The sequence below is a fragment of the Phaeobacter sp. JH20_37 genome (assembly GCF_048056015.1).
In the GTDB taxonomy this organism is placed as follows: Bacteria; Pseudomonadota; Alphaproteobacteria; order Rhodobacterales; family Rhodobacteraceae; genus Phaeobacter; species Phaeobacter bryozoorum.
Map to the genome: position 1 here is coordinate 223,918 of NZ_JAYMWW010000015.1, position 24,064 is coordinate 247,981.

The 24,064-nt window shown below is 61.3% G+C and carries 17 protein-coding genes and 2 tRNA genes; 8 read left to right on the top strand and 11 right to left on the bottom strand.

Annotated features, from left to right (window positions below):
- Positions 1-7: 7 nt before the first annotated feature.
- The 3 genes from VWZ87_RS14110 to VWZ87_RS14120 form a co-directional block, all read right to left on the bottom strand.
- Positions 8-1,624, bottom strand: coding sequence for a GMC family oxidoreductase (locus VWZ87_RS14110; RefSeq protein ID WP_416534505.1), 1,617 nt, complete (start codon positions 1,622-1,624; stop codon positions 8-10).
- A gap of 154 nt (positions 1,625-1,778) precedes the next feature.
- Positions 1,779-1,865, bottom strand: a tRNA-Leu gene (locus VWZ87_RS14115).
- 186 nt (positions 1,866-2,051) lie between these two features.
- Positions 2,052-2,138: transfer RNA gene (locus tag VWZ87_RS14120), tRNA-Leu, on the bottom strand.
- Positions 2,139-2,475: 337 nt separating this feature from the next.
- Between VWZ87_RS14120 and VWZ87_RS14125 the strand changes: the two genes are divergently transcribed.
- Positions 2,476-3,465 (top strand): complex I NDUFA9 subunit family protein, encoded by a 990-nt coding sequence (locus tag VWZ87_RS14125; RefSeq protein ID WP_416534393.1) that lies wholly within the window; start codon positions 2,476-2,478, stop codon positions 3,463-3,465.
- Positions 3,466-3,552: 87 nt separating this feature from the next.
- Here VWZ87_RS14125 and VWZ87_RS14130 read toward each other — a convergent pair whose 3' ends face one another.
- Positions 3,553-4,359 carry an undecaprenyl-diphosphate phosphatase gene (locus VWZ87_RS14130; protein WP_416534394.1) on the bottom strand — a complete coding sequence of 269 codons (807 nt, stop codon included), beginning with the start codon at positions 4,357-4,359 and terminating at the stop codon, positions 3,553-3,555.
- A gap of 238 nt (positions 4,360-4,597) precedes the next feature.
- Between VWZ87_RS14130 and VWZ87_RS14135 the strand changes: the two genes are divergently transcribed.
- The 6 genes from VWZ87_RS14135 to VWZ87_RS14160 all read left to right on the top strand — a co-directional run bounded on the left by VWZ87_RS14135 (position 4,598) and on the right by VWZ87_RS14160 (position 15,512).
- On the top strand, positions 4,598-6,043 hold the full coding sequence (locus tag VWZ87_RS14135) for an NAD(P)-dependent oxidoreductase (RefSeq protein WP_340547033.1): 1,446 nt from the start codon (positions 4,598-4,600) through the stop codon (positions 6,041-6,043).
- A gap of 61 nt (positions 6,044-6,104) precedes the next feature.
- Positions 6,105-10,637, top strand: a complete 4,533-nt coding sequence (gene gltB, locus VWZ87_RS14140; RefSeq protein WP_416534395.1) for a glutamate synthase large subunit — start codon at positions 6,105-6,107, stop codon at positions 10,635-10,637.
- Between the two features lie 154 nt (positions 10,638-10,791).
- On the top strand, positions 10,792-11,562 hold the full coding sequence (gene mtgA, locus VWZ87_RS14145; protein WP_340547031.1) for a monofunctional biosynthetic peptidoglycan transglycosylase: 771 nt from the start codon (positions 10,792-10,794) through the stop codon (positions 11,560-11,562).
- 66 nt (positions 11,563-11,628) lie between these two features.
- A complete protein-coding gene (locus VWZ87_RS14150; protein ID WP_340547030.1) occupies positions 11,629-12,294 on the top strand; it encodes a glutathione S-transferase family protein in 666 nt (221 codons plus the stop codon).
- Between the two features lie 80 nt (positions 12,295-12,374).
- A complete protein-coding gene (gene queG, locus VWZ87_RS14155; protein ID WP_416534396.1) occupies positions 12,375-13,427 on the top strand; it encodes a tRNA epoxyqueuosine(34) reductase QueG in 1,053 nt (350 codons plus the stop codon).
- Between the two features lie 78 nt (positions 13,428-13,505).
- Positions 13,506-15,512, top strand: coding sequence for a hydantoinase/oxoprolinase N-terminal domain-containing protein (locus VWZ87_RS14160; protein ID WP_416534397.1), 2,007 nt, complete (start codon positions 13,506-13,508; stop codon positions 15,510-15,512).
- Positions 15,513-15,599: 87 nt separating this feature from the next.
- Here VWZ87_RS14160 and msrA read toward each other — a convergent pair whose 3' ends face one another.
- From msrA to VWZ87_RS14195, 7 genes are all read right to left on the bottom strand, one after another.
- A complete protein-coding gene (gene msrA / locus VWZ87_RS14165; RefSeq protein WP_416534398.1) occupies positions 15,600-16,121 on the bottom strand; it encodes a peptide-methionine (S)-S-oxide reductase MsrA in 522 nt (173 codons plus the stop codon).
- On the bottom strand, positions 16,118-16,567 hold the full coding sequence (msrB, locus tag VWZ87_RS14170; RefSeq protein ID WP_340547249.1) for a peptide-methionine (R)-S-oxide reductase MsrB: 450 nt from the start codon (positions 16,565-16,567) through the stop codon (positions 16,118-16,120). Before msrB ends, msrA begins: the two co-directional genes overlap by 4 nt.
- A 116-nt stretch (positions 16,568-16,683) precedes the next feature.
- Entirely contained in the window at positions 16,684-17,562 is an 879-nt protein-coding gene (locus tag VWZ87_RS14175) for a DMT family transporter (protein WP_416534399.1), read from the bottom strand.
- A gap of 198 nt (positions 17,563-17,760) precedes the next feature.
- Positions 17,761-18,048, bottom strand: coding sequence for an HU family DNA-binding protein (locus VWZ87_RS14180; RefSeq protein ID WP_014876311.1), 288 nt, complete (start codon positions 18,046-18,048; stop codon positions 17,761-17,763).
- Between the two features lie 141 nt (positions 18,049-18,189).
- The gene (locus VWZ87_RS14185; protein ID WP_340547024.1) at positions 18,190-19,671 is read right to left on the bottom strand and encodes an AMP nucleosidase; all 1,482 of its coding nucleotides are present in this window, start codon (positions 19,669-19,671) and stop codon (positions 18,190-18,192) included.
- A 96-nt stretch (positions 19,672-19,767) separates the two neighbouring features.
- Positions 19,768-21,588 (bottom strand): adenine deaminase, encoded by a 1,821-nt coding sequence (gene ade, locus VWZ87_RS14190; RefSeq protein WP_416534400.1) that lies wholly within the window; start codon positions 21,586-21,588, stop codon positions 19,768-19,770.
- Positions 21,589-21,696: 108 nt separating this feature from the next.
- Positions 21,697-22,641 (bottom strand): GlxA family transcriptional regulator, encoded by a 945-nt coding sequence (locus tag VWZ87_RS14195; RefSeq protein WP_416534401.1) that lies wholly within the window; start codon positions 22,639-22,641, stop codon positions 21,697-21,699.
- An 89-nt stretch (positions 22,642-22,730) separates the two neighbouring features.
- Here VWZ87_RS14195 and VWZ87_RS14200 point away from each other — a divergent pair, with 89 nt between their 5' ends.
- Positions 22,731-23,894, top strand: coding sequence for an acyl-CoA dehydrogenase family protein (locus VWZ87_RS14200; RefSeq protein ID WP_416534402.1), 1,164 nt, complete (start codon positions 22,731-22,733; stop codon positions 23,892-23,894).
- The last annotated feature ends 170 nt before the right edge of the window (positions 23,895-24,064 follow it).

Below are 24,064 nucleotides of genomic sequence, written 5' to 3' on the forward strand. Positions count from 1 at the left end.
TGAAATGTCAGGCGCGGGCCAGGGCACCGCGTATAATATCTGCCGCTTTCTCCGCGATCATGATGGTTGGCGCATTGGTGTTGCCGCCAATCAGGCGCGGCATGATCGACGCATCAACCACCCGCAGCCCCTCCAAACCATGGACCCGGAGCGCGGGATCCACCACCGCAAGCGGGTCGGTTCCCATTTTGCAGGTGCCAACCGGATGATAAATCGTATCTGCCCGCGCGCGTATATGCTGTTCCAATGCGGCGTCATCGACCTCGCCGTCGATAAACAGCTCCTTGTGAATATAGCCCGCCAGCGGTTCTGCCGCCATGATTTGCCGGGTTTTGCGCACCCCCCTGATAAGCACGGCCAGATCATCGGGATCAGCGAGAAACTGCGGATCAATCCGCGGCGGTGATGTGGGGTCGGCACTGGTCAGGCCGACCGTGCCGCGCGATTTTGGCCTCAGCACGCAGATATGGCAGCTGAACCCATGCCCCATGTGCAGCTTCCGGGCGTGATCATCCACGATGGAAATCACAAAATGCAGCTGCACATCGGCACGCTCTTCGGATGGGTCCGTTTTCAGGAACGCGGCCCCTTCCGCAAAGGGAGTCGCAATCATACCACGCCCGGTTTTCCGCCAGTTCCATATGTGGCGCAACAGTGAGATACTGCCGGGCAGGGAAATGCCGAAATTGTCGCGATCCTTGGATTTATAAGCCAGTGTAAAGTCCAGATGATCCTGCAGATTCTGCCCCACCCCGGGCAGCTCATGGACCATGTCGATCCCGTGCGGGCGGATATCCTCGGGTCGACCAACGCCGGAGAGTTGCAGCAGCTGCGGCGAGTTGAACGCTCCACCGCAGAGCACCACCTCGCGGCGGGCGCGGACACTATGCTCAGTGCCGCGCAGCCGGTAGCTGACGCCAACCGCACGTTTGCCGTCGAATATGATCCGGGATGCCTGCGCCCGCGTGATCACCTTTAGATTCGCGCGGTCCATCACCGGGTGTAGATAGGCCGCCGCCGCCGAGCAGCGCTCCCCATTGCGGTCAGCTCTGTGGAATTGCGTCACCTGATAAAGGCCGATGCCCTCGTTGTCGCCTGTGTTGAAATCCTCGCGGTGTCGGATCTGCAGGGATTGGCCAGCCTTGATAAAGGCATCGGTGATCGGGCGGGGCGATTTCTGGTTGCTGACCTGCAAGGGGCCGGCTGCACCATGCAGATCATCGCCGCCGCGTTCGTTGTTTTCGGCTTTTCGGAAATAGGGCAGCACCGAGTTCCAATCCCAACCGGGACATCCCAATGCGGCCCATTCATCGTAATCGCTGGCATGGCCGCGAATATAAAGCATGGCATTGATCGCACTGGAGCCGCCCAGGCCTTTACCGCGCGGCTGATATCCGCGTCGCCCGTTCAACCCCGGTTGCGGCACGGTTTCATAGGCCCAATTGTTGATTTTGGGGCGTCCCGGTAGCATCGCGACCACAGCGGCAGGAGCGCGAACCAAAAGCCCGTCACCGCGCCCGCCGGCTTCCAGCAGGCAGACCGTGACGGTTGGATCTTCGCTTAGTCGGGCAGCCAGCGTCGATCCCGCAGAGCCTCCGCCGACGATCACATAATCCGCCTCCATCACGCTCTCCCCCATGTCCAGCACGAACAGCTCTCCCCAGCTGCCAGAGGATGAGCGCTGTTTTTACGGGGGCTGTCTACTCTGACGGTACGTCATCGCGCAGGCGCAATAACACGCCAAAGGCGTGATCAAGTATCGAGAAAAATAGGGAATATGGTGCCCAGGAGAGGACTCGAACCTCCACGTCCATACGGACACTAGCACCTGAAGCTAGCGCGTCTACCAATTCCGCCACCTGGGCAGGTGTCGTGAGGGGCGTATAAGCAGAAGCGGCGGGGCCGTCAAACGGAAAATTCACGTGCTTACGGCTGGCGGTTTTTCGGGTCTGGCGCGTGGTGTATGAAACCGGTCGGCAGCCGACAATCGACATATCGCGCCTGGAGTGTGGCTCCCTATGGGGGCCTTGTTTTATTCACTGTCGGGGATATGGTGCCCAGGAGAGGACTCGAACCTCCACGTCCATACGGACACTAGCACCTGAAGCTAGCGCGTCTACCAATTCCGCCACCTGGGCAGGTGTCGTGAGGGGCGTATAAGCAGAAGCGACGGGGCCGTCAAACGGAAAATTCACTGCTGCGATATGTTCTGTTCTGACGATGGTATTCACAGAATACAGCTACCTGTGCAGAGCTTCTGTGTCGTCATGATCTGCGCTCTCCGATCTGATTTGGAAATCACCGATACGATCCGCTGGCGTCGCCAAAGCATCATAGCAAGGGAGATCAAATCGGGCGTTAAGCAACCATATCTTGCAGCGTTGCACCTATTGCCTCGACTTTGGTCGATTTGCGCCTTGTTCCAAAGGGCGCGGGGCGGTAAATCGAAGCAGCAGCTAAGGTAGGAGCCAAAAGATGTCCAAACTGGTCACGATCTATGGCGGGTCCGGTTTTGTCGGCCGTTACATTGCGCGCCGCATGGCCAAGGAAGGTTGGCGTGTGCGGGTGGCCGTGCGTCGGCCGAACGAAGCCATGTATGTCAAACCCTACGGTGTCCCGGGGCAGGTAGAGCCTGTGTTGTGCAATATTCGCGACGATGCGTCTGTTGCGGCGGTGATGCAGGGGGCAGATGCAGTGGTGAACTGCGTTGGCATCCTGAACGAACTGGGCAAGAACACCTTTGATGCGGTTCAGGCCGATGGCGCTGGTCGAATTGCGCGAATCGCTGCTGCACAGGGCGTCGGAGCCATGGTGCATGTCTCGGCCATCGGTGCCGATGAAGGTAGCGACAGCGATTATGCCCAGTCCAAAGCGGCCGGGGAGCGGGCTGTTCTGGAGCATATGCCCGAGGCCGTGATTTTGCGGCCGTCGATCATCTTCGGGGCTGAGGATCAGTTCTTCAACCGTTTTGCCGCGATGGCACGCCTGTCGCCGGTGCTGCCGATTGCCCATGCCGACACAGAATTCCAGCCGGTGTACGTCGACGATGTTGCCAAGGCTGCCGTAGCCGCGGTTGTCGGGAAGGCAAAGCCTGGCGTGTATGAGCTTGGCGGCCCCGAGGTGAAGAGCTTCGGCGCACTGATGCAGCAGATGCTCGATGTGATTGACCGTCGGCGCCTTGTGCTGTCGCTGCCGGGCCCGATTGCGAAGCTGGTCGCGCTTGGCTTTGATATTCTGCAGTTCGTCAGCTTTCAGCTGTTCGAGAACAAGATGCTGACCCGTGACCAGCTGAAGAACCTCGAGAACGACAATGTGGTTGCCGAGGGCGCAAACGGGTTCGAGGCGCTGGGCATCCACCCGGTTTCATTGGCGTCTGTGCTGCCGGACTACCTGTGGAAGTTCCGCCCGGCTGGTCAGTACAGTGAGTTGATGGATTCAGCCCGCAACCTGCGCAACGACCTCTGAATTCGCTTAGAGGTCAAGGTCGGCTAAGATTTGAAAGGCGCGGGTTTGACCCGCGCTTTTTTGGTTCTGATGGCCGGATCCGGTCGATCAGGCCTGATAGGCGATCATCAGGAGAATCGCGCCCAGAACGACGCGATAGATCACATAGGGTGTGAAGCTGACCGAGCGCAGCAGGCGCATCATCAGCGACAGGGCAGCAAGGGCGGCCAGCATTGAGAGCGCCGCAGCGATAGCTGCATCGCGAATGAGTGCCGGATTTGCCTCGACGGCGACTTCGGCACCCAGCAAAACACCAGAGGCCACGATTGTTGGGATCGACATCAGCATCGACAGCCGTGCTGCATCGATCCGGGCGTAGCCCAGCTGGCGGGCGCCCGTAATAGTGATGCCCGAGCGCGAAGTGCCGGGGATTAGCGCCAGCATTTGCCACAGCCCCATGATCAGCGCATCTCGCGGCCCCCAGTCCGCGCTTTCCTTGTCGGTTGGGCCAAACCGATCTGCCACATAGAGTACCAAGCCAAAACCAAGCATCGTCCAGCCGATGACTTTCATCGACCTGAGTGCGTCACTCCATCCGCTGAAATGCAGAAAGGCGCCAAACAGGATTGTAGGGATGGTCGCGATGATCAGCCCCATCGCCAGCCGTGCCCCGGGTGTATCGAGGCGTCCTGTGAAGGCGCGCGGCAGACCGATCAGCCCCACCCGCACCTCTTTCCAGAAGAACAGGACCACGGCGACCAGTGTTCCGACGTGAACGGCGACGTCGATAACCTGCCCCTGATCGTCGAGCCCGGTCAGTCCCGGCAAAAGGATCAGGTGCCCGGATGAAGAGACGGGCAGGAATTCCGTGATGCCCTGAATCAGGGCGATAAGGATCAGCTGAAAAAGCGGCATGATATAGGTCCGATTGGGGTTCCGCAGGGATGGCAAAGAACGGTCTGGGTGTAAATCCGTTGATTTCATTGGCGGGATTGCGTTAATGGTCCGTATCGGACCTAAAATGTCTGTACATTTCTGCTGGAGAAGGTATCAGGACATAACTGCTGACATATTAGGTCAGCAAAGTTGACTTTTAATTCGCTCCGCTCCGATGGATCATTTATCGCAGCCAGCCCAACATGGAGTCCGCCCCGTGGCCAAGCAACCGATGCTCAAATTCGTGCAGATCGACCGCGACATGCCCAGCAAACGGGCCGCAGAAGATCGCCGGGAAGATTTCGACGAAATCTACGCAGAATTCGCGGCCGCCAAGGCCGAGGAACAGGCCAGCCGTTGCAGTCAATGCGGTGTACCTTATTGCCAGTCGCATTGCCCCCTGCACAACAACATTCCCGATTGGCTCCGCCTGACTGCCACGGGCCGCTTGCACGAGGCCTATGAGATCAGCCAGGCGACCAATACCTTCCCCGAAATCTGTGGTCGTATCTGTCCGCAGGATCGCCTCTGCGAAGGCAATTGCGTCATTGAGCAGTCCGGCCACGGTACTGTCACCATCGGTGCCGTCGAGAAATACATTACCGATACCGCCTGGGACAAAGGTTGGGTGCAGCCCATCGCCCCGGCGCAGGAACGTGGCGAATCCGTGGGGATCATCGGGGCGGGTCCGGGCGGCCTCGCCGCAGCCGACATGCTGCGTCGCGCAGGCGTGAAGGTCACCATCTACGACCGCTATGATCGTGCCGGTGGCCTGCTGACCTATGGTATCCCGGGTTTCAAGCTGGAAAAGGACGTCGTGATGCGCCGCAACCAACTGCTTGCGGATGGCGGTGTTGAATTCGTGATGAATTGCAACGTGGGTCAGGACATCTCCTTTGACGATATCCGCGCCAAACATGATGCGGTGATTATCGCCACCGGCGTTTACAAATCCCGTGATCTGGAAATGCCGGGGTCAGGTTCTGGTGGCATCGTAAAGGCGATCGACTTCCTGACCGTGTCCAACAAAGCGTCGAATTTCGGCGACAGCATCGAGGAATTCGACAACGGCACCCTGAACGCCAAAGGTAAGCGTGTCGTTGTCATCGGCGGGGGTGATACGGCTATGGACTGCGTGCGGACCTCGATTCGTCAGGGTGCGACGTCGGTCAAATGTCTCTACCGCCGTGACCGTGCCAATATGCCCGGTTCGCAGCGCGAAACCCAGAACGCCGAGGAAGAAGGCGTGGTCTTTGAATGGCTGTCCGCGCCCAAGGGTTTCACCGATGAGGGCGGCAAGGTCGCTGGCGTGATGGTACAGAAGATGCGTCTCGGCCAGCCTGACGCCTCGGGCCGCCAGGCTCCCGAGGTCATCGAGGGCGCCGATTACATCGAGCCTGCCGAGCTGGTGATCAAGGCGCTTGGCTTTGAGCCGGAAGATCTGCCGACGCTCTGGGATCAGCCGGAACTGCCGGTCACCCGCTGGGGCACCGTAAAGGCTGCATTCCAGACCGGCGCGACCGATCTAGATGGCGTCTATGCCGTTGGTGACATCGTGCGCGGCGCGTCTCTAGTGGTCTGGGCCATCAAGGACGGGCGCGATTGCGCTGAGGCGATCCTCGACCGTTTCAACACCGCCGCCAGCAGCCTGGCCGCCGAGTAAACAGATTTCTACCGGGCAGGTGCCGCCCTTAGGGGGCCGCCCACCGGAACGGGAGCATGACATGACAAAATATGATGCAGAATGGGTTCGCGCCGAAGAGGCAAAGCGTCAATGGATGGCCGAGAACGGTCTTTATGCCGAGGAGGAAGAGCATTCCTCCTGCGGTGTTGGCCTTGTTGTCTCGGTCAACGGCAAGCGCAGCCGCAAGGTGGTTGAGGCCGGCATCAACGCGCTGAAAGCGATCTGGCACCGAGGTGCAGTTGATGCGGACGGCATGACCGGCGATGGCGCCGGTATCCACGTTCAGATCCCGGCACCGTTCTTCTATGATCAGGTGCGCCGCACCGGCCACGAGCCGCGCGAAGATCAACTGATGGCGGTAGGCCAGGTCTTCCTGCCACGCACGGACTTTGGCGCTCAGGAACGCTGCCGGACCATCGTGGAAAGCGAAGTTCTGCGGATGGGCTACTACATCTACGGCTGGCGCCATGTGCCGGTGGATGTCACCTGCCTCGGCGAGAAGGCCAACGCCACCCGCCCTGAGATTGAGCAGATCCTGATCTCCAACTCAAAGGGTGTGGACGAGGAAACATTCGAGCGCGAGCTCTATGTTATTCGCCGCCGCATCGAAAAAGCCGCTGCCGCTGCGCAGGTCGGCCAGCTCTATATCGCGTCGCTGTCCTGCCGCTCGATCATCTACAAGGGCATGATGCTGGCCGAGCAGGTTGCCGTGTTCTACCCCGACCTGATGGACGAACGGTTTGAAAGCGCCTTTGCAATCTATCATCAGCGCTATTCCACCAACACGTTCCCGCAGTGGTGGCTGGCCCAGCCCTTCCGCATGCTCGCCCATAACGGCGAGATCAACACGCTGAAAGGCAACATGAACTGGATGAAGAGCCACGAGATCCGTATGGCCTCTTCGACCTTTGGTGACTATGCCGAGGATATCAAACCCATCGTCGCCAGCGGGTCCTCCGACTCCGCGGCACTGGACTCGGTGTTTGAAGTTCTGGTCCGCGCCGGTCGTTCGGCGCCGATGGCAAAGACCATGCTGGTTCCCGAAAGCTGGTCCAAGCAGGCGGTGGAGCTGCCGCAGGCCTGGCGCGATATGTATTCCTATTGCAACTCCGTGATGGAGCCTTGGGATGGCCCGGCCGCGCTGGCGATGACCGATGGCCGCTGGGTTTGTGCCGGTCTGGACCGCAACGGCCTGCGCCCGATGCGCTACGTGGTCACCGGCGATGGTCTGGTGATCGCAGGCTCCGAGGCGGGCATGGTTCCGATTGACGAGGCCACCGTGGTTGAAAAGGGTGCGCTTGGTCCGGGTCAGATGCTGGCTGTTGATATGAAGAAGGGCAAGCTATTCCACGACACCGCGATCAAGAACAAACTGGCCTCCGCGCTGCCGTTTGGCGATTGGGTGAAGAAGATCAACGATCTGGACAGCACCCTGGCCACCGTTACCGAAAAGCCGTTGTTCAGCGGGGACGCACTGCGCCGCCGCCAGATTGCCGCTGGCTATACCATTGAGGAACTGGAACAGATTCTTGCGCCGATGGCCGAGGACGGCAAGGAAACTCTGGCCTCAATGGGGGATGATACGCCGTCGGCAGTGCTGTCGAAAATGTACCGCCCGCTGAGCCATTTCTTCCGCCAGAACTTCTCTCAGGTGACCAACCCGCCGATCGACAGCCTGCGCGAATACCGTGTGATGTCGTTGAAGACCCGGTTTGGTAACCTCAAGAACGTGCTTGATGAAGACAGCTCCCAGACCGAGATCATCGTGCTGGAAAGCCCCTTTATCGGCAATTCCCAATGGGACGAGCTGGTCAAGAACCTGAACGCGCCGCTGGCTGAAATCGACTGTAGCTTTGCCCCCGGCCAGGGGTCTCTCAATGCGGCGCTGGCCCGTGTCCGCGCCGAAGCGGAGGAGGCTGTCAGCTCCGGAGCCGGTCACATTGTCCTGACCGATCAGCATTCGGGCGAGGGCCGCGTGGCGATGCCGATGATCCTGGCGACCTCCGCCGTGCATTCGCATCTGACCCGCAAGGGCCTGCGGACCTTCTGTTCGCTGAATGTGCGCTCTGCCGAATGTATCGACCCGCATTACTTTGCGGTGCTGATCGGCTGTGGTGCCACCGTTGTAAACGCCTATCTGGCCGAGGATTCGCTGGCTGACCGTATTGAGCGTGGCCTGCTGGATGGCAGTCTGACCGAGAATGTCGCCCGTTACCGTGAAGCCATCGACCAGGGTCTTTTGAAGATCATGGCGAAAATGGGCATCTCGGTGATCTCCTCCTATCGTGGTGGTCTCAACTTCGAGGCGGTGGGCCTCAGCCGTGCGATGTGTGCGGAATATTTCCCCGGCATGGTTTCCCGGATTTCTGGCATCGGTGTCACCGGCATTCAGACCAAGCTGGAAGAAATCCACGCCAAGGCATGGTCGGGCGGTCAGGATGTCCTGCCCATCGGTGGCTTCTACAAGGCGCGCAAATCCGGCGAAATCCACGCCTGGGAAGCCACCTCGATGCATATGATGCAGATGGCCTGCAACCGGGCCTCGTTTGAGCTGTGGAAGCAATATTCGGCAAAGATGCAGTCGAACCCGCCGATTCACCTGCGCGATCTGCTGGACATCAAGCCTCTGGGCAAGACGGTGCCGATTGAAGAGGTCGAGAGCATCACCTCGATCCGCAAGCGCTTTGTCACGCCGGGGATGAGCTTGGGCGCGCTGTCGCCTGAGGCGCATAAGACTCTGAACGTCGCAATGAACCGCATCGGTGCCAAGTCCGACTCCGGCGAGGGCGGCGAAGATCCCGCACATTTCGTGCCGGAGCCGAACGGCGACAACCCGTCGGCAAAGATCAAGCAGGTGGCGTCGGGCCGCTTTGGTGTGACCGCTGAATATCTGAACCAGTGCGAAGAGCTGGAAATCAAGGTGGCCCAGGGCGCCAAGCCCGGCGAGGGCGGCCAGCTGCCGGGGATGAAGGTCACCGACCTGATTGCCCGCCTGCGCCACTCGACCAAAGGTGTGACCCTGATTTCGCCGCCGCCGCACCACGATATCTACTCGATCGAGGATCTGGCGCAGCTGATCTACGACCTGAAGCAGATCAACCCGCGCTGCAAGGTGACGGTGAAACTGGTGGCGTCCTCGGGCGTTGGCACCATCGCGGCCGGCGTGGCCAAGGCAAAGGCAGACATCATCCTGATCTCCGGCCATAACGGTGGCACCGGGGCCTCGCCTGCGACCTCGATCAAATATGCTGGTCTCCCGTGGGAGATGGGCCTGACCGAGGCGCATCAGGTGCTGAGCATGAACAACCTGCGTGACCGGGTGACGCTGCGCACCGATGGCGGTCTGCGCACCGGCCGCGACATCGTCATGGCGGCCATGCTGGGCGCCGAGGAATATGGTATCGGCACCGCTGCGCTGATCGCCATGGGCTGCATCATGGTGCGCCAGTGCCAGTCCAACACCTGCCCGGTGGGCGTGTGTACTCAGGATGAGGCCCTGCGCGGCAAGTTCACCGGCAATGCCGACAAGGTGGTAAACCTCATCACCTTCTATGCGCAGGAAGTACGGGAAATTCTGGCTTCCATTGGCGCGCGGTCGCTGGAGGATGTCATTGGCCGGGCCGATCTTCTGGCGCAGGTGTCGCGTGGCTCTGCCCATCTGGACGACCTCGACCTGAACCCGCTTCTGATCACGGTCGATGGCTCTGCCAATATCGTCTACAACCGCGATAAGGAGCGCAACCCGGTGCCGGATACGCTGGATGCGGAGATCGTACGCGATGCCGCCCGCTTCCTGCAGGACGGTGAGAAGATGCAGCTGTCCTATGCGGTGCAGAACACCCACCGGACCGTGGGCACTCGCACCTCCAGCCATATCGTCCGCAACTTCGGTATGCGCAACACGCTGCAGTCAGACCACCTGACGGTGAAGCTGCAAGGCTCCGCCGGGCAGTCGCTAGGTGCCTTTGCGGCCCCCGGTCTGAAGCTTGAGGTCTCCGGGGATGCCAATGACTATGTGGGCAAGGGTCTCTCCGGCGGAACCATCGTGGTGCGCCCGCCGATGGCATCGCCGCTGAACGCCAGCGAAAACACCATCGTCGGCAATACCGTTCTCTATGGTGCGACGGCTGGCTATCTCTTCGCAGCCGGGCGTGCCGGCGAGCGGTTCGCGGTTCGTAACTCAGGGGCGAGCGTGGTTGTCGAGGGCTGCGGTGCCTGTGGCTGTGAATACATGACCGGCGGGATCGCGGTGATCCTGGGCAAGATCGGCGCCAACTTCGGCGCGGGTATGACCGGTGGTATGGCCTACATCTACGATCCCGAAGGCAAGGCAGAAACCCTGATGAACATGGAGTCACTGGTGACCTGTCCGGTGACCGTGGCCCATTGGGAAGATCAGCTGAAAGGTCTGATCGAGCGCCATCTGGAGGAAACCGGCAGCCGCAAGGCCGCTGAGATCCTGCAGCATTGGGAAAATGAGAAGGGCAATTTCCTGCAAATCTGCCCGAAGGAAATGCTGAACAAACTGCCCCAGCCTTTGGCGATCGAGGCAGCAGCCGTTCCGGCGGAATAGGCCCCGCCACTTCCTCTGCATGTGCCTTGGATGGGCTCCGGTCGCTGCTGCGGTCGGGGCCTTTTCACCTCCGGGCGCCTGCTCTGGGCAATCTCTTGCGGGCCAAGGGATTTCGCGGTTGGAGCAGGCCCGTTCTGTGCCGTATAGAGACCCTATGGCGAAGGCAGGAAAATCAACCGGGGCATCCAAGGCTCCCCCCAAGGGCAAAGCCCGCAGCAAGGCAGCAGCCAAGGGTAAACCCCGCGCAAAGCTGTCACCGCGTCGTCTCCTGCGTCGCTGGCTGGGACGGGCTGCGCTGGTCTTTGTTGCGCTGACCCTGCTGCCGATCCTGCTGTTTTCCGTGATCAACCCGCCGATCACCCATACCATCTGGTCTGAATATCGCCGTCTTGGTGATATTGACCGCGAATGGGTTCCCATCGAACATATCGCTCCGGCCTTGGGGCGTTCGGTTGTCGCCGCCGAAGATGCCCGGTTCTGCCAGCATTGGGGCCTTGATGCGGAGGCCATCCGCGCGGCAATCGCCGAAGGCGGCCAGCGTGGAGGGTCGACCATCTCTCAGCAGGTAGTGAAGAATGTCTTTCTGTGGCAGGGGCGCAGCTGGTTCCGCAAGGCGCTGGAAACACTGATGACGCCGATGGTTGAGGCGGTCTGGAGCAAACGGCGCATTCTGGAAGTCTACCTGAATGTCGCTGAAATGGGCGAAGGTGTGTTTGGCGCCGAGGCGGCCGCGCGGCATTATTTCGGTGTCGGTCCGGATGAGCTGAGCCGCAGGCAGGCTGCCCTTCTGGCCACCGTTTTGCCCAACCCCAAAGAGCGGTCGGCAGCAAAACCCACCGCGTTCATGCGCAAGCGGGCGGCGCAGATCATGGATGGGGCGGCCACCATTCGCGCAGATGGCAGGGCGGCCTGTTTCGAGGATTGAAACTTCTGGCGCTTTTGGGCATTGCTGTCTGATCCCAGCCACCCGCAACAGGAGATCCGCTGTCCCATGGCCCGCCTCTATCATGTGCCCCTCTCCCCCTTCTGCCGCAAAGTGCGCCTGTCCCTGGCCGAAAAGCGGATCGAGGTCGAGCTGGTCGAGGAACGCTACTGGGAGCAGGAGGCCGATTTCCTGCGCCGCAATCCGGCGGCGAAGGTTCCGGTGATCCGCCTGGATGGCAAGCTGATGGCCGAAAGTGCCGCGATCTGCGAATACCTTGAGGAAACCCGCCCGGAACCCTCGTTGATGCCCAGCGATCCCGATGGTCGCTACGAGGTGCGCCGCCTGGTCAGCTGGTTCGATGATAAATTTCACCATGAGGTCACCTCAAAGCTGCTCTATGAGCGGGTGAACAAGAAGGTGACCGGGCAGGGCTACCCCGACAGTGGCAACGTCAAGGCGGGTGCGCGTGCGATCAAATATCACCTCGACTATCTGGCCTGGCTGCTGGACCATCGCCGCTGGCTGGCTGGCGATCAAATGACCCTGGCAGATTTCGCCGCCGCCGCGCATCTGTCGTCGTTGGACTATATCTCCGATGTTGATTGGAACCGGTCCGCCGTGGTGAAGGACTGGTACGCAAAGATCAAGTCACGCCCGGCGTTCCGGTCGATCCTTGCCGATCAGATCCCCGGTTTCAGCCCACCGGCCCATTACGCCGATCTGGATTTCTGATAGACACGGGCAGAAGGGGGCTGTCTGCCCCCTCTTGAGTCCCTTGGACTCAATTCACCCCCGAGGATATTTCTAGCCAGATGATAGCGACACACGGCATCAAGGACAGGTTGGTGAAACAGGCCCTTGCCGAGGGGTTTGTGGCCTGTCGGATCTGTCGTCCCTGGGATGTGCCGCAGGTGCCCGCTCGGCTTCAGGCGTTTCTTGAAGCGGGATATCACGGTCAGATGGGCTGGATGGAGGAACGCAGCCACTGGCGCGGCGATCCAGCCCAGCTCTGGCCTGAGGCGCGCTCTGTGATCATGCTTGCTGAAAGCTACACGCCAGAGGTGGATCCGATGGCCGTTGTGGGGCAGGCAGAGCGCGGCGCGATTTCCGTCTATGCGCGCAACAAGGATTATCATGATCTTGTGAAGAAGCGCTTGAAACGGCTGGCACGCTGGCTGATCGCGGAAGCCGCGCGGGCGGATGAGCCTGCCGAGGTCAAGGTATTTGTCGACACCGCGCCGGTTCCGGAGAAGCCGCTGGGCCAGGCGGCGGGCCTTGGGTGGCAGGGCAAACACACCAATCTGGTCAGCCGGGACTGGGGCAACTGGGCCTTCATAGGCTCTGTTTTCACAACATTGGACCTGCCTGCCGACGCGGCAGAGCGCGACCATTGCGGATCGTGCCGGTCCTGTCTGGCGGCCTGCCCGACAGATGCGTTCCCCGCCCCGTATCAGCTGGATGCGCGGCGTTGCATTTCTTACCTCACCATCGAGCACAAGGGCCCGGTCGATGAGGAGCTGCGCGCCAAGCTGGGCAACCGGATCTACGGCTGTGATGATTGCCTGGCGGCCTGCCCCTGGAACAAATTTGCAGTCGCCGCCAGCGATATGCGCTATGCGGCGCGACCCGAGTTCGAGGCTCCGCAGCTGGCGGAGCTGGCTCGGCTGGACGATGCCGGGTTCCGGGCGTTGTTTTCCGGTTCCCCCATCAAGCGGATCGGGCGAGATCGCTTTGTGCGCAATGTGCTTTATGCCGTCGGTAACTCCGGCCTGCCGGCCCTGCGGCCCGTGGCCGAGGCTCTGGTCGCGGATCCTGACCCGACTGTGGCGGATGCGGCCCGCTGGGCGGTTCAGCGACTGAGGTGACGCAAACAGGATGGATCGTCGCGGCAGCTTCGCTAAACCGATGACCAGGATCAAGATTAAGGCGAACGGAGGACGGGCATGGCGCTTTTGCTTGGGGTGGACACGGGCGGAACCTATACCGACGCGGTATTGATCCGGGATGATCGCGATGTGCTGGCAAAGGCCAAGGCGCTGACGACGCGGCAGGATCTGGCCATCGGAGTTGGGGAAGCCGTCGCTGCCGTACTTGCGCAGGCGCAGGTAGTGCCGTCAGAGATCGCGCTTGCAGCTTTGTCCACGACGCTTGCGACCAATGCGCTGGTCGAAGGGCAGGGGGGGCGCGTTGCGCTGATCTATATCGGGTTCGGCGAGGCGGATCTGGATCGTCACGGCCTGCGCGAGGCGCTGAAGGGCGACCCGGCGCTGGTGCTGGAGGGGGGGCACAGCCATTCCGGTAGCGAGGCGGCGCCCTTGGACCGGGAGGCACTGCGAGCGTTTCTCCAGCGCGAGGCCGTATCGGTCAGCGGTTTTGCCATTGCTGGCCAGTTTGCGACGCGCAATCCAGCGCACGAGCTGGAAGTTGCCCGGATCATCGCAGAAGAAACCGGCGTTCCGGTGACCTGTTCGCACCAGCTGTCGGCGCGGCTCAACGGGCCGAAGCGGGCGTTGACGGCTGTGCTGAACGCGCGGCTCATCGGAATGATCGACCGGTTGATCGGGCGCGCCGAATCCCGCCTGAGCGAGCTCGGCGTGACTGCTCAGATGATGGTTGTGAGGGGTGATGGCGCCTTGATGTCGTCACAGCAGGCCCGCGCCCGTCCAATTGAAACCATCTTGAGCGGACCGGCTGCATCGCTGGTCGGTGCCCGCTGGCTGACCGGCGTCGAGACTGCGCTTGTCAGTGATATCGGCGGCACCACCACCGATGTCGCATTGATCGAGAACGGCAAGCCCAAGATTGATCCGGCCGGCGCCGAGGTTGGCGGCTATCGCACCATGGTTGAGGCCGTGGCCATGCGCACCAGCGGCCTGGGCGGTGACAGTCAGGTGCATCCGATCGCTGCCGGTATGAGTGGCGGTGTGACCCTTGGCCCGCGTCGCGTGCTGCCGATTTCCCTGATCGCCAATATGTCCCCTGAGGTGGTTCATGCAACGCTCGACAGTCAGCTGCGCGCAGTGACTGTCGGCGAATATGACGGGCAGTTTGTTCGCGCGATTCCGGGACAGACACCAGTGGGGTTGAGCGACCGGGAGGCCCGGGTTCTGGACCGGATCGGGACGCAGACACATCCGCTGGGCGCCGTGCTGCACACCCGGATCGAGCAGGGCGCGCTGATGCGGCTGGTGGATCGCGGCCTGGTGCAGATCGCCGGGGTCACCCCGTCCGATGCCAGCCATGTCCTTGGACGGCTTAGCAGCTGGGATGGCGATGCAGCGCAGAAGGCGCTGACGCTTTTTGCCCGCCGCCGCGTGGGGTCGGGGGACCGGCTGGCACCGGATGCTGTGACATTGGCACGGATGATCGTAGATCAGATGACGGAACAGACGTCGCTCACCCTGTTAGAGACTGCTATTGCCGAAGATGCTCCGGCCTTTGGAACCTCGCCGGATCAGCTTGCCCGCCATGTTCTGATGCAGCGCGGGCTATCCCGACATCAGGGGCTGGTCGCTCTCAGCGCTGGCCTCAATGTCGATGTCGTCGGGCTTGGAGCCTCGGCGCCCAGCTACTATCCGGCGGTCGGGACCCGGCTTCATTGCCGTATGATCCTACCGGAACACGCAGGCGTGGCAAATGCCATTGGCGCGGTGGTGGGCCGTATCACCATGCGGCGCAGCGGCACGGTTACCGCACCTGAGGAAGGCCGGTTTCGCGTCCATCTGGAGAATGGCCCGGAGGATTTCACCGGTTCGCAGGAGGCTCTTGAGCGGTTGGAAGCCGAGCTGCGGGCCGAAGCCCGTGCCGCCGCAGAGGCCGCAGGCGCGCAGGATATTTCCATCCAGGTGGACAGGGATATCCGCATCGCCGAAGTCGAGGCGCGGGAGGTTTTTGTCGAGGCCTTTCTGACGGTGGAGGCGAGCGGTCGTCCGCGCATTGCCCACGGCTGACCGGCAGAACATGCGCAAGGCAGCAAAAGGCCCCGCCGATTGGCGGGGCCTTTTATCTAGAATGCCGGATATCGCATGGTCAGCCGATTACTCGGCGGCGGTCTCGTTCCTGCGGGGCAGAACCCAATCCGGGCGCGCAAAGTGGCAGGTGTAGCCGTTTGGCTGCCGTTCCAGGTAATCCTGATGCTCCGGTTCGGCCTCCCAGAAATCGCCAACGGGTTCGACCTCGGTCATCACCTTGCCGGGCCAGAGACCTGACGCATCGACATCCGCAATGGTGTCTTCGGCAATTTCTTTCTGGCGGTCGTCAACATAGTAGATCGCAGAGCGGTAGCTCATGCCCAGATCATTGCCCTGCTGATTGACCGTGGTTGGATCATGGATCTGAAAGAAGAACTCCAGCAGCGTGCGATAGCTGGTCTGGCTCGGGTCAAAAATCACCTCGATCGCCTCGGCATGGGTGCCGTGGTTCTTATAGGTCGCATTGGGCACATCGCCGCCGGAATATCCAACCCGGGTGCTGATGATACCGGGGCGCTTGCGGATCAGGTCCTGCATGCCCCAGAAACACCCACCGGCCAGGACGGCGCGTTCTGTTGTGCTGCTCATCTAATATCCTCCACTTGATCGATATAGTCGCCGTAGCCTTCTGCCTGCATATCGTCCAGATGGACGAACCGAAGGGAGGCCGAATTGATGCAATAGCGCAGACCGCCGCGATCTGCCGGGCCGTCCGGGAACACATGGCCCAGATGGCTGTCTCCATGGGTCGAGCGGACTTCGGTGCGGATCATCCCCAGGCTCCGGTCTTCCAGCTCCTGAACATGGGCGGTTTCGATGGGTTTGGTAAAGCTGGGCCAGCCGCAGCCGGACTCATATTTGTCTGACGAGGCAAACAATGGCTCACCGGAGACGATATCCACATAGATACCCGGCTCCTTGTTGCCCAGCAGCTTGCCGGTGCCGGGGCGTTCGGTGCCGGATTGCTGGGTGACGTAATATTCTTCTTCCGAGAGGGCCGCAATGGCGTCCGGGTCTTTGGAATAACTGCGCATCATGTCCTCCGATCTTGGCTGTTCAGCTGTAAATGGTGTCCTTCGGGGCAAAAGCAAAGCTGTATTTCATCCGCTCGCGTTTGTGTGTGACGAAAGAGGCAGGGCACATGTCATCCTCAGGGGCGCTGCTGCGCCGATTGCCGCGCCAGCTGGACCGCCAGAATGCCAAAGGTGACGATACCGACGCCGATCAGGTCCAGCAGCCCCAACTTTTCGCCCAGCAGCAGACTGGCAACAGCCACACCGAAGACTGGGTTGAGAAAATGGAAGGTGGCGGCCCGCACGGCACCGATCCTGTTCAGCAGCAGAACCCAGATGAAGGTCGCCGTCAGCCCCGGCACCAGGGTGGTGTAGAGAAAGGCCAGCGCCAGCGGCCAGCTGGGGTTCAGCCGGAAGGTTTCCACCATCGGTGCAACTGCGAACAGCACGGCAGAGCCGACCAGCATCTGCAACCCCACCACCATCATGAAGTTGCCACCCGAGGTTGCCCCCCGCAGCGCCAGGGTGGCCAGCGTCAGGGCCAGAACACCGATCCCGCAGAGCGTGACGCCAAAGAGGTCGACACCCGCGCTGATGCGGGTTCCCATGATCAGGGCAACCCCCACCACCCCGGCCAGCAGCCCGGCAACACCCAGCCGGGGCAGCCGCTCACCATAGGCCAGCCAGAGCGCGATGGCGACCAGCATCGGCATGGTCGATGCGATGATTGCGGCCAGCGAGGCTTCGATGGTTTCCATGGCGACGAAGTTGAGGCCCAGATAGAGCGCGTTCTGGCAGATGCCAAAGACGATGGTGGCGCGCAGCTGGCCGCGTGTCAGACGCCAGCTCTGGCCCATGTAGCGGGCAACAGCGACACCGATCAGGCCGGAAATAAGAAAGCGGAAGGCAAGCGAGTATAGCGGCGAAGCATCGGCGACGATGATCCGCGCCGAAGTAAAGGCAGACGACCACATGAAGGCAAAGGCCAGCCCCATCGCCAAAGCGCGCAGATCCATCGACATATCCCCCTGCCGGTCCGGTGCCGCAGCCCGTTCGGGTGTGGTCGCGATATGTTTAGCAAGGCAAGCATTCGCTGGGAACCGAATTCGGCTGGCCGGTCGGGGATCTTGATTTTTCGGGAGCTGCGCTGTTCAGGCACAAAAAAAGGGCCGCCCGAAAGGCGACCCGAAACACGGTCAACCGTGCCTTGACCCTTAGCCGTTCACGCTGTCTTTCAGCGCTTTGGCGATGGTCATCTTGACCACTTTATCGGCCTCTTTGGTGAACTTCTCACCGGTGGCCGGGTTGCGCACTTCGCGCTCGGGGCGCTCGCGGCAGTAGATCTTGCCAACGCCGGGCAGAGTCACGGCACCACCGCCGGAAACTTCGCGGGTGATCAGCGCGCAAACGGCGTCAAGCGCAGCGCCTGCCGCTTTTTTGTCGCTGTCCATCTCTTCAGCCAGTGCGGCAACAAGCTGGGTCTTGGTCATCGGTTTGGACATTCTTAGGTCTCCTTGTCACTGCCCGAGTTATGGGGCCTCATCGCGTAACTCTAGCGTTATGTTGTGGCTGAACACAACGAGTAGTGTTGTCAAAAACCCCATAAAATAGGGGTTTTTGAAGAATTAGCGGGAAAATCACCCTCAGAGAAAGGCTGTTTCGTCAAAGGAACGCAGTTTTCGGCTGTGCAAACGTTCCAATGGCATGCCACGCAACTGCTCCATCGCCTTTATCCCGATCTGCAAATGGCGGGCAACCTGGGTGTGATAAAACTCAGATGCCATCCCCGGTAGCTTCAGTTCGCCATGCAGCGGCTTGTCCGACACACAGAGCAGCGTTCCATAGGGCACCCGGAAACGATAGCCATTGGCGGCGATGGTGGCGCTTTCCATATCCAGCGCGATGGCACGGGATTGCGACAGTCTCTGCACGGGGCCGGATTGATCGCGCAGTTCCCAATTGCGGTTGTCGATGGTGGCAACGGTGCCGGTCCGCATGATCCGCTTCAGGTCGTAGCCTTCAAGCTCCGTCACCTCGGCCACCGCATCCTCAAGCGCGACCTGGATTTCCGCCAATGCCGGAATCGGGGTCCAGATCGGCAGATCGTCGTCCAGAACGTGATCCTCGCGCAGATAGCCGTGCCCCAGCACAAAATCGCCCAGCGTCTGAGTGTTGCGCAGCCCGGCACAGTGACCGACCATCAGCCAGGCGTGCGGGCGCAATACCGCGATATGGTCGGTGGCGGTCTTGGCGTTCGACGGGCCGACGCCGATATTGACCAGCGTGATGCCCGAGCCGTCCTGCCGTTTCAGATGATAGGTCGGCATCTGCGGCAGCTTCGCAATCGGCGGGATCTCCGCGTCCGCGCTGGTGATTTCATGATCGCCGGTGCTGACAAAGCTGCTGTAGCCAGAGGCCGGATCCGCCAGCTGCGCACGGGCGTAGGCTTCGAATTCGGCGACATAGAACTGGTAGTTGGTGAACAGCACGTGATTTTGAAAATGCTGCGGGTCGGTCGCCGTGTAATGCGACAGCCGGGCCAGCGAATAATCAATCCGCTGCGCGGTAAAGAGCGACAGCGGACCAATATTGTCCGGCGACTGATAGGTGCCGTTTACAATGTCGTCATTGGTGGTGGCCAGGTCCGGTACGTCAAAGACATCGCGCAGCGTGAAACCGGCAGCGCCTTCCTGTGGGACCGTCAGGCTGGGATCGGCCGCCACGGCAAAATGCACCGGGATTGGCGTATCTGAGACAGCGATGGTCACCGGCTGTCCGTGGTTGCGGATCAGCAGGCCGATTTGCTGGGTCAGGTAATGCCGGAACAGATCCGGGCGGGTCACCGTGGTTGCATAGGTGCCGGGGGCCGACACATGCCCATAGCTCAGCCGGCTGTCGACCTGTGCAAAAGACGACGTGGTAAAGCGGATCTCAGGGTAGAATGCGCGAATACGCGGGGTGGTCCCGGTGCTGCCGACGGAGGGACCATCGGTCAGGATGCGCGAAAACTCGGCGCATAGAAACTGCGTCGCCTCACGGTACAGCTGCTCCAACCGGGCAACGGCCGCCGCGGCATCTGTAAACTCTTCTGCTGCCGGAAGCTGCGGGATCTTAACTGTTGTCATGATTATGCTCGATCACTGAAAAACGGGGGCACTCTGCCATCGGATGACGGGGTGGCTCTGGAATGGACACGGGGGCCGGCCGACACGCGCCGGGGGTCAGGACGGCCCGGCGCTTGCGATGACCGGTATCTTCTCGAAGCTGCGCACATCCACCAGCCCCAGATCGGAAATTCGCAGTTCGGGGATCACCACCAGCGCCAGCAGGGAATGCTGCATATAGGCGTTGTTGAGCTTGCAGCCGCAGGTCTCCATCGCCTCGACCATCTTCTGCGCCTTGGCGGCAACCTCCGTCGCGGGGCTGTCGGACATCAGCCCGGCGATGGGCAGCTCAACCAGAGCCAGCTCCTGTCCTTCGCGGAAGATGGTGATGCCGCCGCCCACCTCGGCCAGACGATTGGCCGCCAGCGCCATCTGCGCGCGGTCGGTGCCGACCACGATCATATGGTGGCTGTCATGCGCCACGGTGGAGGCCATCGCCATCTTGCCGCTGTAGCCAAAGCCGGAGACAAAGGCGTTGGTGACGCCACCCGTCGCCCGGTGGCGTTCCACCAATGCAATCTGGCAGATGTCGCCCGCCTCGGCCAATGTGGCCTCAACCAGCCCGTCCTGCACCGGCAGCTCTGCCTGTAGCGCTTTGGTCGGGGCCTGGTTCTCAACCACACCGATGACATTGGCGGTGATCACATTTGCGCCCTCAGGCGCGGCGATCTCAAAATCCTGAGCACCCAGCTGATGGCCCAGATGCACCGTGCCACGCGCGGTTTCGGGCCAGTCCAGATGCGGGCAATCCACGGTGATCTCGCCATCCTTGGCTACGATCTCGCCACGGGCAATCACCAGCTCGATCGGCAGGGTCTTCAGATCGGAGGTCAGGATCACATCCGCGCGCCGACCCGGGGTGATAGAGCCGATGTCACGCTCCAGCCCGAAATGCGTCGCGGTGTTGATCGTGGCCATCTGCAAGGCAATCAAAGGGTCACAGCCGCAGTCAATCGCGTGGCGCACCACCCGGTTCATATGGCCGTCATTGACCAGCGTGCCGGAGTGGCAATCGTCGGTGCAGAGAATGAAATTGCGCGGATCCAGCCCCTTTTCGGTGATCGCGGTGATCTGCGCCTCAACGTCATACCAGGCCGAGCCGAGCCGCACCATCGCGCGCATCCCCTGTCGCATCCTGGCAATCGCGTCCGCCTCGCAGGTGCCTTCGTGATCATCCGCCGGACCGCCAGCCACATAGGCTGCGAAATCCGGCCCCAGATCAGGCGAGGCATAATGCCCGCCAACGGTCTTGCCCGCGCGCTGGGTTGCGGCGATCTCTGCCAGCATCTTGGGATCGCCCGCTGCCACACCGGGAAAATTCATCATCTCGCCCAGCCCGATGATGCCCGGCCAGCTCATCGCCTCGGCCACATCCTCGGGTGAAATCTCATATCCGGTGGTTTCCAGCCCAGGCGCCGAGGGCGCGCAGCTCGGCATCTGGGTAAAGATATTGACCGGCTGCATCAGCGCCTCGTCATGCATCAGGCGCACGCCCTCCAGACCCAGCACATTGGCGATCTCATGCGGGTCGGTGAACATCGAGGTGGTGCCATGTGGGATCACGGCCCGGGCGAATTCTGCGGGGGTCAGCATCCCGCTTTCGATATGCATATGCGCATCACAGAGGCCGGGGATCATATAGCGGCCGTTGGCCTCGATCACCTCGGTGTCGGGGCCGGTGCGATAGCTGGCATCGGGGCCGACATAGGCGATGCGCCCGGCCACGATGGCGATGTCATGATCGGGCAGTTGTTCGCGGGTGTGAACATTGACCCAGACCCCCTGGCGGATCACCGTGTCCGCAGGGCGGCGACCTGCCGCAACTTCAATCAATTGGGGGGCTACATCGGGCCAGCTTGGGAATGCGATATCTGTCATGGCCCAATTGTTCTGATAACCCGCGCAAGCGCAAGACCCCTTGCGCGCTAGCGCAAACAATAGCTGCTTTTTGCAAATCAAGAAAACCACCAGCCTGCGTTGCGGCTGCTATCTCCGGGTGCGGCGCAGGTCTCTTGGCGTTGTGGCAAAGACGCTGCGAAAGGCGCGGGTCAACGCGCTGGGGTTCTCATAGCCGCAGCGCAGGGCGATCTCCGAGATGCTGAAATCCGTCTCTAACACAAGCCGTCTTGCCTGTTTTAATCGCACATGCCGATATAGCGTCTGCGGCGTTGTGCCCAATTCGCCCTGCGTGCGACGTGCCAGATCCCGCAGGCTCCGCCCAACCCGTCGCGCGACTTCGCCCAGCGGGAGCGGGGTTTCCAGATTGGCCTCCATCACCGCAATTGCACGCCCGACAGAGGCGCTGCGCACGGGTCTGGATGTCCCGGTCTCCCCTGGCTCGCCGCTCAGGAATAGGGCGGCAACATCCAGTCGCAGGGCCTGCCCGTGCTGTCGCGCGATCATGTCGAGGATCCCGTCAAAGGCCGCCATCGCGCCTGAGCATGTCAGCCGGTCCCGGTCCCACAGAAACCGGTGCATCTCGGCCTGAACGGTCGGAAACGCCTCGGCAAAGGCGTTGATCTCCGCGCTGTGGATGGTGGCGCGGTAGCCATCCAGAAGCCCGGCCTCAGCCAGCAGCCAGGCACCGGTATCGAATCCCGCCAATACGCCATAGCGCCGCTGCGCCGCCCGCAACCCGCGCGATGTAGCTTCGGTTGCATGGCGCAGATAGCGGTAGCTCGGCATGGCGATCAGCATATCGCCCTCAGCTTTGCTCAGCGGCGCCTGCGCGCTGACCTCCATCGCCGCCGATGACATCGCGGTATTGCCATCAAGCGTCACGAACCGCCAGGAGTACAGCGGTCGGCCTGCAAACGTATTGGCGGCCCGCAGCGGCTCCACCGTATTGGCAAGGCAATGGCCAGAGAACTGATCGAACAGCAATAGGTCGATCTGCTGCGTTGCAGCGTGTGGTTTCTTCCAGTTTGGCACGAAAATGTCCGATGCTGCACGATACTGACCGTATCCAGCCCTAGGCTCAGGTCAACGTCAACAGGGATCCCATCACGGGGGAGCAAGACATGCAATTTGGTCTGTCTGAAGAGCAGGCGATGATCGTGGAAACCACGCGCGCCTTTGTCACCAGGGAGCTCTATCCTCACGAGCTGGAGGTCGAACGCAGTGGCCATCTGCCGATGGAACGGGTCCGCGACATCCAGGCCAAGGCGATAGAGGCCGGGCTATACGCCGCCAACATGCCCGAAGAGGTGGGGGGTGCTGGCCTCGATACACTGACCTGGCTGCTCTATGAAAAGGAGCTGGGCCGCGCCAATTACGCCCTGCACTGGACCTGCGTCGCACGCCCCTCGAATATCCTTCTGGCAGGCACGCCGGAGCAGAAAGAGAGATACCTCTACCCCTGCATTCGCGGTGAAAAATGGGACTGTCTTGCGATGACCGAACCGGGGGCTGGCTCTGACCTGCGCGGTATGACCGCGACAGCGCGCCCGGACGGCGATGACTTCGTTCTGAACGGGACCAAGCATTTCATCAGCCACGCGGATATCGCGGATTTTGCCATCGTTTTCATGGCCACGGGAGAAGACGACACAGCGCGCGGCCCGAAAAAGCGGATCACCGCCTTTTTCGTCGACAAGGGCACGCCGGGGTTCACTGTCCGTGACGGCTATCGCAACGTAAGCCACCGCGGCTATACCAATGCGGTGCTGGAGTTTGACGACTGTCGCCTGCCAAAAACCGCAGTGCTGGGCGAGGTCGACAAGGGTTTTGATCTTGCCAACACCTGGCTTGGCGCCACCCGTCTTCAGGTGGCTGCGACCTGTCTGGGCCGGGCCGAGCGCGCCTTTGATCACGCGGTGTCCTACGCCGCAGAGCGTCGCCAGTTCGGCCAGCAGATTGGCAAGTTTCAGGGCATTTCCTTCAAACTTGCGGATATGGCAACAGAGCTGAAGGCCGCCAACCTGCTGACCTGGGAAGCCGCTTGGAAATTCGACCAGGGCAGCGTGACCGAGGCCGACATGTCGATGGCTAAGCTGAAAGCAACAGAAATGCTGGCGGTGGTCGCGGATGAGGCGATCCAGATCCATGGCGGTATGGGGCTGATGGATGAACTGCCGCTGGAGCGCATCTGGCGGGATGCTCGGGTGGAGCGCATCTGGGAAGGCACCAGCGAAATCCAGCGTCACATTATCAGCCGGGAGCTGTTGCGTCCGCATGGTGGTTGAAAGCATGGCGGCGAACGGTCTCAGGCTCTACCCGGACGCGTCGGGCGGGCGGGTCAGATTTCGCCTTCGGCGAGGATATTTAAGGCCAGAAGATGCAGAAAGGATCAAGCCCCCGGAAGGGCGCTGCCGCAACCGGGGGCCATCTCCTGGCGCGGTCATCGGCGTCCCCG

Coding starts and splice junctions, on each gene's coding strand:
- VWZ87_RS14200 (WP_416534402.1), top strand. CDS start 22,731: ATGCAATTTGGTCTGTCTGAAGAGCAGGCGATGATCGTGGAAACCACG.
- msrA (WP_416534398.1), bottom strand. CDS start 16,121: ATGAGCAGCACAACAGAACGCGCCGTCCTGGCCGGTGGGTGTTTCTGG.
- VWZ87_RS14130 (WP_416534394.1), bottom strand. CDS start 4,359: ATGCCGCTTTTTCAGCTGATCCTTATCGCCCTGATTCAGGGCATCACG.
- VWZ87_RS14150 (WP_340547030.1), top strand. CDS start 11,629: ATGGCCCGCCTCTATCATGTGCCCCTCTCCCCCTTCTGCCGCAAAGTG.
- VWZ87_RS14160 (WP_416534397.1), top strand. CDS start 13,506: ATGGCGCTTTTGCTTGGGGTGGACACGGGCGGAACCTATACCGACGCG.
- queG (WP_416534396.1), top strand. CDS start 12,375: ATGATAGCGACACACGGCATCAAGGACAGGTTGGTGAAACAGGCCCTT.
- VWZ87_RS14110 (WP_416534505.1), bottom strand. CDS start 1,624: ATGGAGGCGGATTATGTGATCGTCGGCGGAGGCTCTGCGGGATCGACG.
- mtgA (WP_340547031.1), top strand. CDS start 10,792: ATGGCGAAGGCAGGAAAATCAACCGGGGCATCCAAGGCTCCCCCCAAG.
- ade (WP_416534400.1), bottom strand. CDS start 21,588: ATGACAGATATCGCATTCCCAAGCTGGCCCGATGTAGCCCCCCAATTG.
- gltB (WP_416534395.1), top strand. CDS start 6,105: ATGACAAAATATGATGCAGAATGGGTTCGCGCCGAAGAGGCAAAGCGT.
- VWZ87_RS14185 (WP_340547024.1), bottom strand. CDS start 19,671: ATGACAACAGTTAAGATCCCGCAGCTTCCGGCAGCAGAAGAGTTTACA.
- VWZ87_RS14125 (WP_416534393.1), top strand. CDS start 2,476: ATGTCCAAACTGGTCACGATCTATGGCGGGTCCGGTTTTGTCGGCCGT.
- msrB (WP_340547249.1), bottom strand. CDS start 16,567: ATGCGCAGTTATTCCAAAGACCCGGACGCCATTGCGGCCCTCTCGGAA.
- VWZ87_RS14180 (WP_014876311.1), bottom strand. CDS start 18,048: ATGTCCAAACCGATGACCAAGACCCAGCTTGTTGCCGCACTGGCTGAA.
- VWZ87_RS14175 (WP_416534399.1), bottom strand. CDS start 17,562: ATGGATCTGCGCGCTTTGGCGATGGGGCTGGCCTTTGCCTTCATGTGG.